The sequence below is a fragment of the Sulfurimonas sp. genome (assembly GCF_016744025.1).
Taxonomy (GTDB): Bacteria; Campylobacterota; Campylobacteria; order Campylobacterales; family Sulfurimonadaceae; genus Sulfurimonas.
In genome coordinates, this window is the sequence record NZ_JADGFC010000062.1 from 1 (window position 1) to 13,999 (window position 13,999).

A 13,999-nucleotide genomic window follows, 5' to 3' on the forward strand; every position below is an offset into this window, starting at 1 on the left:
TTTCACCAAATGAGTTTGAAAGAAGGTATAATTTAAAGTCTTCAAAAATGTAGGTTTTTACTGGTTTAGTAATTGTCTAGTTTATAGGGGACATTCCATACAGTGTTGAAGTCGAAACTAAAACAATTATTGAAATCTTGCATGAAAATTTGGGATATTATTTTGAGCATGACATAGAAAAATTTGAGATAATTATAGAAGCAATAGAAAGTAGTACTATGAGCTTTTGTGATTTACCAATTCCAGATATAAATATTATCCATTTAAGTACATTAATTGATATATTATTTTATTTAAATAATAATGACGCTAAAGCATATATATTATATTTAATATATCATAGAAAATTTGATCAAAGATATTCAATTCTATCGTTATTTTTAAATGTTCCAACGAGATACAAGAACATAATAACAAAGTATTACGAAAAAGACATTGTTGTAACTTCACCTAAAGTATTCTACGATGAATTGAATCTGTATTTATAATTTAGAAATATATAAGGGCTTGATAATTTAAGATAATGTTTTACTAAGAGTTAACATCTAATCTCCTATAGCCCATATATCGAATGGTAACATCTCAACCTTTGAAAATGGATGACTTACACTACCTTCATTATTCATTGTTATAGCAGTAACCTTTTTTATACCGTAACCAAAGATAAATGCTTCTATTACTTGCATCTTTTTAAAAAGTATTCTTTCATCTGCAAAGGGTGTACATAAAATTACTTCATCATTCTCTGGGATGTAAAAGTCTATTCCATCATCGTAAAAACACTCTATACCTGACTTTAAAAGTTCAAGGTAAACCATATTTTCAAATAACCTACCGAAGTTTTTGTCAAGGCTTAGTGCTGACTTTAAAGATATATCGCAAAGATAAATTTTCTTAGTAGCCTTAGGATGATTATTTTTCTCTAAAAGGTGTATATAGTTTTTATTGCAAAGACTCTCATATGACTTATATAGTTTGTCTTTAGATATCTTTGTTGTCTGTTTGAGTCGTTCATATATAGAATAGGGAGAAACTTTTTGAGCCATCATCTTCGCACAAAATATAAGTATGTCAAACTCCATAGTTTCTAAAGCGTACTTTAGTGTCTTTTGAATATATGTATTTCTTTCATCACTTTGTACCTTATGCATAGATGGAAAAGCACCTAGTTGAAAAAAGTGATTCAGTGCTGTTGAGTCATACTTATGCTCATAAGCTAAAAACTCTTCATAATCAAGAGGATATAGTTGAATAGTTTTTAGATAATCAATTTCTATATTATTCTCACAACATATAATGAGCTGAGACACATTTACTATTTTTATATCTTGTTTATAATTATCTAATACTAAAGTATCAATCTTATTATGATTACAAAATCTAGCAAGATTATTATTCAACTCTTCTATATCAAGTCTAATATCATCACAATCCATATATAGATAAGTGCTCTTTTTAAGACCTAGAAGATAATTTTTAACCAGTTTAGATTTTCCACTTTGAGAAATTCCATTTATTTGATAACTTAAATCTTCTAAATATACTTTTCGAAAATGAAATTTATCCATATAAATATCAGTTTTATATAATTCTTGCAGTAATATTTCCATAAAGATATTTTATCATTTCCTTTCTTAAAGGAAGTAAATTTTTAGTTATTTCTCTTTTTACCCCCTGAATCCTTGAATATCAGCTTTCGTTTGGGTACAATTCCGAACCCTTAAAATAGTTAGGCAAATAGTTAGTTAAATCTAACGAGTTCTTTAGAAGGAAAAACATGGAAAAAATTCGTTTAAAATTGAAAGCTTACGATCATCGTGTATTAGATAGATCAGTAGCATCAATAGTTGAGGCTGTAAAGCGTACAGGTGCCGTAATTCGTGGCCCGATCCCTTTACCAACAAAGATTCGTAAATATACAGTATTGAAATCAGTTCACGTTAACAAAAAAGCTCGTGAGCAATTTGAGATCCGTATGCACGCTAGAGTTATCGACATCGTTTCTGCTACGCCAGAAACAGTAGACTCTCTAATGAAGCTTGATCTTGCACCGGAAGTGGACGTTGAAGTTCGCTCTATGGATAAGTAGGAGTAGTCGTGGAATATATTGTTGAAAAAATCGGTATGAGCCGAACAATCACAGTGCCAAGTCAGGCTGTTACTCTTTTAAGAGTATTAGAAACTAAGGTATGTGAAGTTAACGAAGGCACTGCAATTGTAGCTTACAATAGCGGTAAAAAAATGAATAAGTCAATTGAAGGTCAGCAAAAGAAGTATAGCCTTTCATCTGAGTTTAATCGTTTAGCGACTATGCAAGTTGCTAACACTGAAGCTGGAGATTTAGATTTAACACCTTTAGTAGAAGCTAAAGTTTTAAGATCTACTTTTACAACTAAAGGTCGCGGTTTTTCTGGTGCAATGAAACGTTGGAACTTCTCTGGTGGTCCTGCATCACACGGTCATAGATTTGGTCGTAGAACAGGTTCAATCGGTATGGCTGAGTGGCCAGGTCGTGTTATGAAGGGTAAGAAAATGCCTGGACAATACGGGAATGTACAAAATAGTGTTAAGAATGCAATCGTTTCTTTTGACGCTGAAAACAACATCATTGCGGTGTCAGGTTCAGTTTCTGGAGCTAATGGCGCATTAGGTCGTGTAAAGGTAGCTAAATAATGAGCGCAATCGTTTTAAATGAAAAAATGGAAAAAGCATCTGAGTTAGCATTACCAGAGAGTTTTTCTGGTATTAACCCTCATAACTTATACCTGTATGTTAAGTCAGCGCAAGCTGCACAACGTGCAAACACTGCTACTACAAAAGGTAGAAGTGAAGTTAGAGGTGGTGGTAAGAAACCATGGGCTCAAAAAGGTGGCGGTCGCGCTCGTGCTGGTTCACGTCGTTCTCCAATCTTTGTGGGTGGTGGTAAAGCATTCGGTTCTAAGAACAATCGTAATTATGACCTTAAAGTAAATAAGAAGCAAAAGAAACTTGCTCTTAACTTTGCTCTTAATGAGCATGCAAAAAACGGTAGTCTTTTCATCGTTGATAACATTGAAATCGCATCTGGTAAGACTAAAGATGCTGCTGCAATGTTTAAAGCACTAAATCAAAGAGATGTACTAATAGTAAAATCTCTTTTAGATGAAAATACTTTTTTAGCGTTTGAGAATCTTTCAAGTACTTACGTAGTTGAATCAAATGAATTAAATGCTTATTTAGCTGCTAACTATCGCTCTATAGTGATCGAAAAAGCGGTATGGGAAAATCTTGTAGGTGAGGCTAAATAATGGCAGATATTACAGATATTAAATCTATACTATATACAGAGAAGACTTTAGGAATGCAAGAAGACAACGTTATCGTTGTACAAACTTCTACACGTATGACTAAAACAGGTCTTAAAGAGGTATTTCGTGAGTATTTTGGAATCGTTCCATTAAACATTAACTCACTTAATCAAAGCGGAAAAGTTAAACGTTTTCGTGGTGTTGCTGGTAAACAAAATGACTTCAAAAAGTTTTATGTTAAGTTACCAGAGGGTGCACAAATAGAAAGTTTGGCGGTATAACATGGCAATTAAAACTTATAGACCGTTAACTCCGTCTCGTCGTTTTTATACTAATGTTGATTCGTCTGACATTACTGCAAAAGCAAGTGTACGTTCATTACTAGTTAAATTACCTGCTCACGCTGGTCGTAACAACAATGGTCGTATTACATCTCGTCATAGACAAGCAGGTGCAAAGAAGCTTTACCGTATCGTTGATTTCAAAAGAAATAAATTCGATATTCCAGCTACAGTAAGTGCTATTGAATATGATCCATACCGTAACTGTCGTATTGCGCTTGTTACTTATGCTGATGGTGAAAAGAAATATATTCTTCAAGCAAAAGGCCTAGTAGTTGGTGATACAATTTCTTCTGCTGATGCTGGTTTAGATATTAAACCTGGTAACACAATGAAATTAAAAAATATCCCAGTTGGTACATTAATTCATAATATCGAGCTTAAAACTGGTAAGGGCGGACAAATGTGTCGTGCTGCTGGAACTTCTGCTCAAATTATGGGTCGTGATGGCAAGTATGTTTCACTTCGTATGCCTTCATCTGAAATGCGTTTAGTATTAGGCGAATGTCTAGCTACTATCGGTTCAGTTGGTAATGAAGAGTTTGGTAACATTGTTATCGCTAAAGCTGGTCGTCAAAGACATCTTGGAATTCGTCCTCAAACTCGTGGTTCAGCAATGAATCCAATTGATCACCCGCATGGTGGTGGTGAAGGTAAAACGAACTCAGGTCGTCATCCAGTTACTCCATGGGGTAAACCAACGAAGGGTGCTAAAACTCGTCGTAAGAAAGCTAGTGATAAACTAATTATTACTCGCCGTAAACCAAATGCAAAAAGGGTAGGCTAATGGCTCGTTCAGTAAAAAAAGGTCCATTTGTTGATGACCATTTAATGAAAAAAGTTGAAACAGCTAGAGCTGAAGGCAACAAAAAACCTATAAAAACTTGGTCAAGAAGATCTATGGTTATACCTACAATGGTTGGTTTTACATTAAATGTACACAACGGACGTCAATTCGTTCCTGTTCATATTTCAGAGAACCATATTGGTTATAAACTTGGTGAATTCGCACCAACTCGTACATTCAAGGGCCATAAGGGCTCAGTTCAGAAGAAGGGGTAATCATGGCTAGAGCATTATTAAAATTTATCCGTGTTTCACCAATTAAATCTCGTCTTATTGCAAGAGAGATTCAAGGTATGAATGCTGAAGAGGCTTTAGCAGCTTTAGAATTCACACCAAACAAAGCAGCTAAAATTATTTCTAAGGTTCTTGCATCTGCAGTAGCTAACAGTGGTAGTGAAGCTGAAGATTGTACTGTTACATCATGTCGTGTTGATAACGGTCCAGTTCTTAAGAGATTCCGTCCAAGAGCACGTGGTATGGCATCTGGAATCAGAAAGCCAACAGCACACATCTTAGTAGAAGTAGAGGGTAAATAATATGGGTCAAAAAGTTAATCCTATTGGTTTACGTCTTGGTATCAACCGTAACTGGGAGAGCCGTTGGTTCCCTAATTTTAAAACTGCACCAGCAGCTTTAGGTGAAGATCACAAGATACGTACATTTTTGAAAAAAGAACTTTACTATGCTGGTGTTGCTAACATCATCATTGAGAGAACAATTAAGAGACTTCGTGTAACTATCGTTGCTGCTCGTCCTGGTATCATTATTGGTAAAAAAGGTGCGGACATTGAAAAACTTAAGACTTCACTTCAAAAGTTAATTGGTAAAACAGTTTCTGTTAATATCAAAGAAGAGAAAAAAGCTCAAACTTCAGCACAACTTGTTGCTGAGAATGTAGCTACTCAACTTGAACGTCGTGTTGCTTTTAGACGTGCTATGAAGAAAGTTATGCAAGGTGCACAACGTTCAGGCGCTAAAGGTATCAAAATTGCAGTTGCAGGTCGTCTTGGTGGAGCTGAAATGGCTCGTACTGAGTGGTATTTAGAGGGACGTGTTCCTTTACATACACTTCGTGCTAAAATTGATTATGGTTTTGCAGAAGCTCAAACTACATACGGTATTATCGGTGTTAAAGTTTGGATTTTCAAAGGTGAGGTACTTACTAAAGGTATCCCTGCAGAAGTAAAAGAAGAGAAAAACGAGCGTCCTAGAAAGCGTGCTCCGAGAAAGGCTGATTAATTATGTTAATGCCAAAAAGAACAAAATATCGTAAAGTAATGAAAGGTCGTAACCGTGGTTACGCTCGTTCAGGTTATACATTAGCATTTGGTGATATCGCTTTTAAAGCGGTTGAAGCAGGTCGTATTAACTCACGTCAGATTGAAGCAGCTCGTATTTCAGCTACTCGTCACATTAAACGTCAAGGTAAGATTTGGATTCGTGTATTTCCTGCTAAGCCATTAACTGCAAAACCGCTTGAAACTCGTATGGGTAAAGGTAAGGGTGCTGTTGATCAGTGGGTAATGAATATCAAACCTGGTCGTATCATTTTTGAAATGGCCGGTGTTCCACATGATATAGCTCGTGAAGCGCTTACTCTTGCGATGCACAAGTTACCATTCAAAACTAAAATTATTACTGCGGAGATGAGCAATGAAATATTCTGATTTAGCAGATAAAAATTCAGCAGAGCTACTAGCTATGCTAAAAGAAAAGAAAACTGAACTGTTTACTTTAAAAATTAAACAAAAGATGATGCAATTAAATAACACTAGTGAACTACGTGTTGCTAAAAAAGATATTGCTAAAATCAACACTGCTTTAACTGCAGTGGCAAACTAGGGGCTTGATAATGACACATAAGCGTGAAATTCAAGGTAAAGTAGTTACAATTGCAGGCGAAAAAACAGTTTCTATAGTTGTTGAACGTCGTGTAATGCATCCTCGTTACCACAAAGTTGTAAAACGTTTCAAAAAGTACTTAGTACATGATGAGCGTAATGAAGTAAAAGTTGGTGATGAGATTATTGCAATCGAATGTCGCCCACTTTCTAAGACTAAATCTTTTAGACTTAAAACAGTAGTATCAGGAGCTAAGTAATGATCCAAGGTTTTACTCGTTTAGTTGTAGCTGATAATACAGGTGCAAAAGAGATTATGTGTATTAAGGTACTTGGTGGTTCTAAGCGTCGTTATGCTTCAGTAGGTGACGTTATCGTTGCTTCTGTTAAGAAAGCGACTCCAACTGCTAAAGTTAAAAAAGGTAAAGTTGTAAAAGCTGTTATCGTTAGAACTGCTAAAGAGGTTCACCGTGAAAACGGTTCTCTTATTCGTTTTGATGACAATGCAGCAGTTATACTTGATGACAAGAGAGAGCCTATTGGTACTCGTATTTTCGGCCCTGTTGGTCGTGAAGTACGTTACGCAGGATTCATGAAAATTGTATCTCTTGCACCGGAGGTTGTTTAATGGCAAAATTTAATTTCAAAAAAGGCGATACTGTAGAAATTATCGCTGGTAATGATCGTGGAACTAAAGCTACTGTACTTGAAGTATTACCTAAGAAAAATAAGTTAATAGTTGAGGGTTGTAAAGTTGCTAAGAAAGCTATCAAGCCAACAGAAGATAATACTAAAGGCGGACATATCAATAAAGAAATGCCTATAGATATTTCAAATGTACGCAAAGTGGAGGCATAATTAGATGGCTCGTTTAAAAGAAAAATATTTAGGTTTAAAATCTGAATTACAAACTGATTTAGGTATTACAAATCCTATGCAAACACCAAAAGTTGATAAAATTATCATCTCTGTTGGTGCTGGTTTCGCAATGAAAGATAACAAGCTTATCAAAAACATCGAAGACACAATTACTAAAATTGCTGGTCAAAAAGCAACTACAGTAATCGCTAAGAAATCAGTTGCTGGTTTTAAAGTTCGTGAAGGTATGCCAGTTGGTATCCGTGTAACACTTCGTGGTGAAAATATGTATAACTTTCTTGATCGTCTAGTATCTATTGCACTTCCACGTGTGAAAGATTTCCGTGGTGTTCCAAGAAATGGTTTTGATGGTCGTGGTAACTATAACTTCGGTCTTCAAGAGCAACTAATTTTCCCAGAAATTGGTTATGATTCAATCATGCAAATTCATGGTATGAATATCACAGTTGTTACAACTGCTGATTCAGATAAGGCAGGATTCGCTCTTTTAGAGAAAATGGGTATGCCTTTTACTAAAGGGAGTAACTAATGGCTAAGAAGTCTATGATCGCAAAAGCGAAAAGAGAACCTAAGTTCAAAGTTCGTGGTTATACAAGATGTCAGATTTGTGGTCGTCCACACTCAGTTCTTCGTGACTTTGGTATCTGTCGTATTTGTTTTAGAAAAATGGCAAATGAGGGATTAATCCCAGGTGTTAGAAAGTCTTCTTGGTAACCCAAGAGGAAACTACTATTCATTAGCAGTTATTTTATAAGTAATTATAAAATAACTACAAATAAGGAAATATAAATGGCAATAAATGATCTAGTATCAGATGCATTAACGCGTGTTCGTAACGCAGGTATGAGAAGATTACCAGTTACTACTTTAGTTCACTCTAAGAGTGTTGAAGCTGTAGCAAATATCTTAGTAGAAAAAGGTTATATTGAGAGTTGTAACGTTGTTGAAGACGGCGTTAAGAAGACTATCAAAGTTGTACTTAAGTACAACGAAGAAGGAAAGACTGTAATTAATGAAATTAAGAGAATTTCTAAGCCTGGTAGACGTGTTTACAAAGGTAAAGAAGATATCAAAAGATTCAAAAATGGTTACGGAACTATTATTGTTACTACATCACATGGCGTACTATCAAATGACAAAGCTTTTGAGCTTGGCATTGGTGGCGAAGTTATGTGTACAGTTTGGTAGGGAGATAGCATGTCAAGAATTGGTAAAAAACCGGTAGAATTTGCAGCTGACATTAATGTTAGTACAAATGGAAATGTTATAACTTTTGCTAAAGGCAAAAATAGTGTTGATTTAGATACAAAAGGAAATGTAGACTTCTCTGTAGAAGGAAACGTTTTATCTTTTGCTACAAAATCAGATGAAAAAGCTCACAGAGCATTCTGGGGAACATATAGAGCATTAGCTCAAAATATCGTTGTTGGTTTAACTACTGGTTATTCTAAGCAATTAGAAATCAATGGTGTTGGTTACCGTGCTGCTGTTAAAGGCAGAGTTCTTAACTTACAACTTGGTCACTCTCATGATATTAATTATGATTTACCAGAAGGTATGGACGCTTTAGTTGAAAAGAATGTTATTACTCTTAAAAGCCATGACAAGCAAAAGCTTGGTCAAGTAGCTGCTGAGATCAGATCATTCCGTCCACCTGAGCCTTACAAAGGTAAAGGTGTTAAATACATGGAAGAACATATCGTGCGTAAAGCCGGTAAAACTGCTAAGAAATAAGGGAGGAGTATAAATGAATGCTAAAGTATTAAAATCGAAAATTGCTAATCGTTTAAAGCGTAAGCGTCGTATTCGTGCAAAAATATCTGGTTGTGCTTCACTTCCTCGTGTTTCTGTATTTCGTTCAAATCGTTATTTAAGTGTACAAGCTATTGATGATGCATCTGCAACAACACTAGCGGCACTTAACTCAAAGTCAACTGGTCATAAATCAAACAAAGAAGGTGCTGCTGCACTAGGTGAAGCATTTTCTGCAACACTTAAAAAAGCTAACATTTCTGAAGTTGTATTTGATCGTAATGGTTACCAATATCACGGCGTTATAGCTGCATTTGGTGACGCACTTCGTGCTAACGAAATTAAGTTTTAGGGGCTGATATGGAAATCAATAGAGAAGATTTTGAAGAATCAATTGTAAACATTGGTCGTGTTACTAAAGTTGTTAAGGGTGGTAGAAGATTTCGTTTTACTGCACTTATCGTAGTTGGTAACAAAAATGGTACTGTAGGTTACGGTATGGGTAAAGCAAAGGAAGTTCCTGACGCTATACGTAAAGCTGTTGATAATGCTTTTAAGAATCTTACAACTGTAAGTATTAAAGGTACAACAATAGCACATGATATTGAGCATAAATACAATGCAAGTCGTGTTCTTTTGAAGCCAGCATCTGAAGGTACAGGTGTTATTGCAGGTGGAGCAGCTCGTCCTGTTCTTGAGCTTGCAGGTATTCAAGACATACTTACAAAGTCAATTGGTTCAAACAATCCAGGAACACTTGTTCGTGCTACAGTTGAAGCACTGACTCGTATAAAAGGATAGATGATGGGTATTGAAAATTTATTACCAGCCGTAGGTTCTACAAGCAACCGTAAAAGAGTTGGTCGTGGACAAGGTTCTGGTACTGGTAAGACTGCTGCACGTGGTCAAAAAGGTCAAAAATCTCGTTCAGGTTATAAGAGAAAAAGAAACTTTGAGGGTGGACAAATGCAACTTGCAAAACGTCTTCCTAAAATTGGATTCTTTTCTCATAACGTAAAGCCTTACGTTATTAATGTGGAAAGAATTAAAGCAGTATCTGAGTTAGCTGAAATTACTATGGAATCTATCCGTGGTGTTCACAAAATGGGTGCTTCTGTTTCTAAAGTTAAATTAGTTGGTGCATCTGCTAAAGATTTAGCATCAAAAATCAAAGACGACAACGTTACTACAACAGGTAAATAGTCGTGAATAAAAATCTTGTAAATAAGATACTTATTACTATCGGGTTTTTATTCATCTACCGTCTACTGGCATACGTGCCAGTACCCGGTGTAGATACTGCTGTTATTGCTTCATTTTTCGATTCACACCAAGCTGACGCACTAGGTTTATTTAATATGTTTAGTGGAAATGCTGTTGAGAGAATGTCTATCATCGCTCTTGGTATTATGCCTTACATCACTGCTTCAATCATCATGGAACTTTTAGCTGCTACTTTCGCTCCTCTAGGTCAAATGAAAAAAGAACGTGACGGAATGGTAAAGTATATGCAAATTATTCGTTATGCGACTATTGTAATTACAATGATTCAAGCTATCGGTATTAGTGTAGGTCTTCAAAGTTTAACTGGTCCAACTGGAAATAGTGCTATATTAGCTGATCATAATACATTTATAATTCTTTCTGCAGTTTCAATGCTAGCAGGAACTATGTTACTTATGTGGATTGGTGAGCAAATAACTCAAAGTGGTATTGGTAATGGTATTTCACTTATTATCTTTGCTGGTATTGTTTCAGCTATTCCAAGTGCAATTGGTCAAACGATTACAATGGTAAATACTGGTGCTATGGGATTCTTAACTGTAATAGGTATTTTAGCCCTTATATTAGGCACTGTAGCAATTATTATTTACGTTGAACTTGGCGAGCGTCGTGTACCTGTTACATACGCTAAAAAAGTTATGATGCAAAATCAAAATAAAAGAGTAATGAATTATATCCCTATCAAGGTAAACTTAGCTGGTGTTATTCCAGTTATCTTCGCTTCTGCGATTTTAATGTTTCCAATGACTGTAATGTCTAGTAGTACTAACCCTACTGTTCAGATGATTGCTGACTATTTGAATCCAAATAGTTACTTTTTTAACTTTTTAACATTTGCTTTTGTTGTTTTCTTTGCATTCTTTTATGCTTCGATTACTTTTAATGCAAAAGATATTTCAGACAATCTAAAGAGACAAGGTGGATTTATTCCAGGTATCCGTACTGGTAAAGCAACTATGGAGTTTTTGAATGAAACTGCTAGTAGATTAACTTTTACAGGTGCTTTATACCTTGGTCTTGTTGCAACTCTACCATTTATGATTATCAAGGGGATGGGTGTGCCTTTCTTCTTTGGTGGTACAGCGGTTTTAATCGTTGTTCAAGTTGCTCTAGATACTATGAGAAAAATTGAGGCTCAGGTTTACATGAGTAAATATGAGACGCTAAGTGCTGTTGGACTATAAATAATGGCCATCGCGCTTAGAAAACCTCAAGAAATTGAGAAACTACGTGCTGCTAACAAAATTGTTGGTGGTGCGCTAGAACTTCTTGCTCAAAATACAAAAGTAGGAATCTCTTTAAAAGAGCTAGATGCTATGGCAGAGGATTATATCCGATCTCATGGTGCTAGACCATCTTTTAAAGGTCTCTACGGCTTCCCTAATGCAGTATGTACTTCACTCAATCAAGTTATCATTCACGGTATACCAACAGATTATAAACTCCAAGCGGGCGATGTAATAGGTTATGATATCGGTACAGAGCTTGAGGGATGGTATGGAGATGCTGCTATCACAGTTCCTGTAGGTAAAGTTGATAAGTTAGATGAAGAGTTAATAGCATGCGCTAAAGACACTTTATATAATGCAATCGGTGAAATCAAAGATGGAATGAGATTTAAGGAACTTTCTTTAATTATGGAAGAATTTATTAGAGCTAGAGGTTTTGTTCCTCTGTATAATTTTTGTGGACATGGAATTGGTAAGAAGCCTCATGAAGAGCCTGAAATACCAAATTACCTAAATGGTAATAATCCTAAATCTGGACCAAAGATAAAAAACGGAATGGTTTTTTGTCTTGAGCCGATGATCTGTCAAAAAGAATCAAAACCAATTATTTTAGAAAATAAGTGGGATGTTGTTAGTGCCGATAATTTACGCGGTTCACACTATGAGCATACTGTTGCAGTAATTAATGGTAAAGCTGAGATATTATCTCTTGCTTAAGAGTTAGAAAAAGGACTTATAAATGGCTAAAGCTGATGTTATAGAAGTTGACGGCAAGATTATTGAAGCATTACCGAATGCAACTTTCCGTGTTGAATTAGAAAATGGACATATTATTTTATGTCATATCGCAGGTAAAATGCGTATGCACTATATTAAAATACTTCCAGGTGATAAAGTTAAATTAGAGTTAACACCATACTCTCTTGATAAGGGACGTATCACTTATCGTTACAAATAGAAAATAAAGGTTCTGGCATTTATGCCAAAACCTCTATTCCCACTTAAACCTAGTCATAGGTAAATCTGAATTATTTTCCCATTCTAAAAGCGAAGCTTCGTAAAGTTTTGTATTCTTAAATCCCATATGTTTATATAAAACATAAAATTCCATACTTGCAGAAAAAACATTATTACTATATACAACTATTTCATCACTACTTTTTAATTCATGTCCATCTATATAGATTTTTTCTAGCTCATTTTGATTTCTAAGTGAACCGTCTCTTAAAAAATTATTTTTGTAAAAACTACTTTTAGCCTGTGGAATATGTCCAATTGAACTTATCCCATTTGAACGTTCTATACCATAATAGATTTGTGGTGATCTAGCATCTATAATAATCGTTGAACCTAAAGAGCTTTTTATTGAATCCATTGTTACTAACAAGTTTTTATTAGGTTTTACAACTATATTACCTTCATCTTCAATATATGTAGGAGTTGCAGAAGTTAATCTTTCATTTTCAAATACCCAAGACACATAACCACCATCTAAGATTGTAAGATTCTCAAAGCCACTATATAATAATAAGAATGCTAAATAACTAGATTCTAAAACACGTTTATCTGTGTTATGTGAGTAAATTACCACCTTAGAATCTTGATTAATACCAAGATTTCTTAGCTCTTCTTGGATAATCTCTGGTGAGTTCATAAGTGAGTATATATTTTCTGGTTCTTGATTTATAAATTTAGAAACATCAGAGTTAATAGCGCCTTTAATATGACTGGTTTTATAAGTAAGAGCATCTGAAACATCTATGATAATTAAATTCTTTTTTTCAAGTGAGTTTTTTAATTCATTGGGCGTGATAAAAGCATCAGATGCAAGAAGTGTGAAGAAGCTTATGCTTATTAATAAAAAAAATTTCATGTTTATCTTTAAAATGTTTCAGTGTTACTAAATTCAGAGATTTCTAGTTCTACCATTTCATCTATCATAATTGTAAATAATTCTGAAATCATATTTGGAGACAAATTTAATTCTATCGCTTTATGACGAACTGTTTGCATAATATATTCAATACGGTCATCAGCCTTAACATCATCTATCGTATCTTTAAATGAAGCAGCTTTTCTTACAAAACGACTACGTTGAGATATTAACTCTACTAATTTAGTATCTAGTTTATCTATTTCTGTTCTAACTTCTTCGAGTGAATTACATTCAACCATATATTTTTCCTTAATTATTGTTCTTTTTTTGTAGTTTATTACTTGATATAAGCAATGTTATCTAAAAAGAGATAAGACTTCGTTAACACTTTAGTAACTATTACATAATATAATACTTTTACGATTCTCCATGTATAGCCTTAACTTGACTCTAAGGCTCTACATACTCTTTTAACTCCTTGAAACTTTTTAATCCTTTGATTTCAAAATAGATATTTTCTTAGATAAGTTATTACGTTCATCTTCATTTATAGCATTAACTCTTGCTATAATGAACCCCTAAAACTGAACCAGTAAAATTTGTTTTCTTATTTCAAAAATGATAAAATTGAAATAGAAAATATAGGGATTAAATATGAGTGTAA

26 protein-coding genes are annotated in these 13,999 nt (G+C 34.6%); 23 read left to right on the top strand and 3 right to left on the bottom strand.

Going from position 1 to position 13,999, the window contains the following annotated elements; translation table 11 throughout:
* Positions 1–545: 545 nt before the first annotated feature.
* Positions 546–1,610, bottom strand: a complete 1,065-nt coding sequence (locus tag QZZ48_RS09495) for an ATP-binding protein (protein ID WP_294964855.1) — start codon at positions 1,608–1,610, stop codon at positions 546–548.
* A 167-nt stretch (positions 1,611–1,777) separates the two neighbouring features.
* Between QZZ48_RS09495 and rpsJ the strand changes: the two genes are divergently transcribed.
* The 23 genes from rpsJ (at position 1,778) to infA (ending at position 12,417) form a co-directional block, all read left to right on the top strand.
* A complete protein-coding gene (rpsJ, locus tag QZZ48_RS09500; protein ID WP_194366916.1) occupies positions 1,778–2,089 on the top strand; it encodes a 30S ribosomal protein S10 in 312 nt (103 codons plus the stop codon).
* Positions 2,090–2,097: 8 nt separating this feature from the next.
* The gene (rplC, locus tag QZZ48_RS09505; RefSeq protein WP_294964859.1) at positions 2,098–2,673 is read left to right on the top strand and encodes a 50S ribosomal protein L3; all 576 of its coding nucleotides are present in this window, start codon (positions 2,098–2,100) and stop codon (positions 2,671–2,673) included.
* Positions 2,673–3,287: a 50S ribosomal protein L4 gene (rplD, locus tag QZZ48_RS09510; RefSeq protein WP_294964861.1), complete on the top strand. Its 615-nt coding sequence runs from the start codon at positions 2,673–2,675 to the stop codon at positions 3,285–3,287. The genes rplC and rplD overlap by 1 nt, the downstream gene beginning before the upstream one ends.
* Positions 3,287–3,568: a 50S ribosomal protein L23 gene (locus QZZ48_RS09515; protein WP_294964864.1), complete on the top strand. Its 282-nt coding sequence runs from the start codon at positions 3,287–3,289 to the stop codon at positions 3,566–3,568. Before rplD ends, QZZ48_RS09515 begins: the two co-directional genes overlap by 1 nt.
* A gap of 1 nt (position 3,569) precedes the next feature.
* Entirely contained in the window at positions 3,570–4,415 is an 846-nt protein-coding gene (rplB, locus tag QZZ48_RS09520; RefSeq protein WP_294964867.1) for a 50S ribosomal protein L2, read from the top strand.
* Positions 4,415–4,690 (top strand): 30S ribosomal protein S19, encoded by a 276-nt coding sequence (gene rpsS / locus QZZ48_RS09525; protein WP_294964870.1) that lies wholly within the window; start codon positions 4,415–4,417, stop codon positions 4,688–4,690. Before rplB ends, rpsS begins: the two co-directional genes overlap by 1 nt.
* A 2-nt stretch (positions 4,691–4,692) precedes the next feature.
* Positions 4,693–5,010, top strand: coding sequence for a 50S ribosomal protein L22 (gene rplV, locus QZZ48_RS09530; protein WP_294964872.1), 318 nt, complete (start codon positions 4,693–4,695; stop codon positions 5,008–5,010).
* 1 nt (position 5,011) lies between these two features.
* Positions 5,012–5,713 (top strand): 30S ribosomal protein S3, encoded by a 702-nt coding sequence (gene rpsC / locus QZZ48_RS09535; RefSeq protein WP_294964874.1) that lies wholly within the window; start codon positions 5,012–5,014, stop codon positions 5,711–5,713.
* Between the two features lie 2 nt (positions 5,714–5,715).
* Positions 5,716–6,141: a 50S ribosomal protein L16 gene (gene rplP, locus QZZ48_RS09540; protein WP_294964876.1), complete on the top strand. Its 426-nt coding sequence runs from the start codon at positions 5,716–5,718 to the stop codon at positions 6,139–6,141.
* On the top strand, positions 6,128–6,316 hold the full coding sequence (gene rpmC / locus QZZ48_RS09545) for a 50S ribosomal protein L29 (RefSeq protein WP_294964877.1): 189 nt from the start codon (positions 6,128–6,130) through the stop codon (positions 6,314–6,316). Before rplP ends, rpmC begins: the two co-directional genes overlap by 14 nt.
* A 10-nt stretch (positions 6,317–6,326) precedes the next feature.
* A complete protein-coding gene (rpsQ, locus tag QZZ48_RS09550; RefSeq protein ID WP_294964879.1) occupies positions 6,327–6,575 on the top strand; it encodes a 30S ribosomal protein S17 in 249 nt (82 codons plus the stop codon).
* A complete protein-coding gene (gene rplN / locus QZZ48_RS09555) occupies positions 6,575–6,943 on the top strand; it encodes a 50S ribosomal protein L14 (RefSeq protein WP_294964882.1) in 369 nt (122 codons plus the stop codon). Before rpsQ ends, rplN begins: the two co-directional genes overlap by 1 nt.
* Positions 6,943–7,173 carry a 50S ribosomal protein L24 gene (rplX, locus tag QZZ48_RS09560; protein ID WP_294964884.1) on the top strand — a complete coding sequence of 77 codons (231 nt, stop codon included), beginning with the start codon at positions 6,943–6,945 and terminating at the stop codon, positions 7,171–7,173. The genes rplN and rplX overlap by 1 nt, the downstream gene beginning before the upstream one ends.
* A gap of 4 nt (positions 7,174–7,177) precedes the next feature.
* Positions 7,178–7,723: a 50S ribosomal protein L5 gene (gene rplE / locus QZZ48_RS09565; protein WP_294964886.1), complete on the top strand. Its 546-nt coding sequence runs from the start codon at positions 7,178–7,180 to the stop codon at positions 7,721–7,723.
* Positions 7,723–7,908 carry a type Z 30S ribosomal protein S14 gene (locus QZZ48_RS09570; RefSeq protein ID WP_008340791.1) on the top strand — a complete coding sequence of 62 codons (186 nt, stop codon included), beginning with the start codon at positions 7,723–7,725 and terminating at the stop codon, positions 7,906–7,908. The genes rplE and QZZ48_RS09570 overlap by 1 nt, the downstream gene beginning before the upstream one ends.
* A 75-nt stretch (positions 7,909–7,983) precedes the next feature.
* Positions 7,984–8,382, top strand: a complete 399-nt coding sequence (rpsH, locus tag QZZ48_RS09575) for a 30S ribosomal protein S8 (RefSeq protein ID WP_294964891.1) — start codon at positions 7,984–7,986, stop codon at positions 8,380–8,382.
* A gap of 9 nt (positions 8,383–8,391) precedes the next feature.
* Positions 8,392–8,928: a 50S ribosomal protein L6 gene (gene rplF, locus QZZ48_RS09580; RefSeq protein WP_294964894.1), complete on the top strand. Its 537-nt coding sequence runs from the start codon at positions 8,392–8,394 to the stop codon at positions 8,926–8,928.
* 13 nt (positions 8,929–8,941) lie between these two features.
* Positions 8,942–9,298 (top strand): 50S ribosomal protein L18, encoded by a 357-nt coding sequence (gene rplR / locus QZZ48_RS09585; protein WP_294964896.1) that lies wholly within the window; start codon positions 8,942–8,944, stop codon positions 9,296–9,298.
* Between the two features lie 8 nt (positions 9,299–9,306).
* A complete protein-coding gene (gene rpsE, locus QZZ48_RS09590) occupies positions 9,307–9,747 on the top strand; it encodes a 30S ribosomal protein S5 (RefSeq protein ID WP_294964898.1) in 441 nt (146 codons plus the stop codon).
* 3 nt (positions 9,748–9,750) lie between these two features.
* A complete protein-coding gene (rplO, locus tag QZZ48_RS09595; RefSeq protein ID WP_294964902.1) occupies positions 9,751–10,149 on the top strand; it encodes a 50S ribosomal protein L15 in 399 nt (132 codons plus the stop codon).
* A gap of 2 nt (positions 10,150–10,151) precedes the next feature.
* On the top strand, positions 10,152–11,414 hold the full coding sequence (gene secY, locus QZZ48_RS09600) for a preprotein translocase subunit SecY (protein WP_294964904.1): 1,263 nt from the start codon (positions 10,152–10,154) through the stop codon (positions 11,412–11,414).
* A 3-nt stretch (positions 11,415–11,417) separates the two neighbouring features.
* Positions 11,418–12,176 (top strand): type I methionyl aminopeptidase, encoded by a 759-nt coding sequence (gene map / locus QZZ48_RS09605; RefSeq protein ID WP_294964907.1) that lies wholly within the window; start codon positions 11,418–11,420, stop codon positions 12,174–12,176.
* Positions 12,177–12,198: 22 nt separating this feature from the next.
* Positions 12,199–12,417: a translation initiation factor IF-1 gene (gene infA, locus QZZ48_RS09610; protein WP_013326041.1), complete on the top strand. Its 219-nt coding sequence runs from the start codon at positions 12,199–12,201 to the stop codon at positions 12,415–12,417.
* 33 nt (positions 12,418–12,450) lie between these two features.
* Here infA and QZZ48_RS09615 read toward each other — a convergent pair whose 3' ends face one another.
* Together QZZ48_RS09615 and QZZ48_RS09620 are read right to left on the bottom strand one after the other, a co-directional pair.
* Positions 12,451–13,332: a rhodanese-like domain-containing protein gene (locus tag QZZ48_RS09615; protein ID WP_294964915.1), complete on the bottom strand. Its 882-nt coding sequence runs from the start codon at positions 13,330–13,332 to the stop codon at positions 12,451–12,453.
* Positions 13,333–13,340: 8 nt separating this feature from the next.
* Positions 13,341–13,634, bottom strand: coding sequence for a chorismate mutase (locus tag QZZ48_RS09620; RefSeq protein WP_294964917.1), 294 nt, complete (start codon positions 13,632–13,634; stop codon positions 13,341–13,343).
* Positions 13,635–13,999 lie beyond the last annotated feature (365 nt).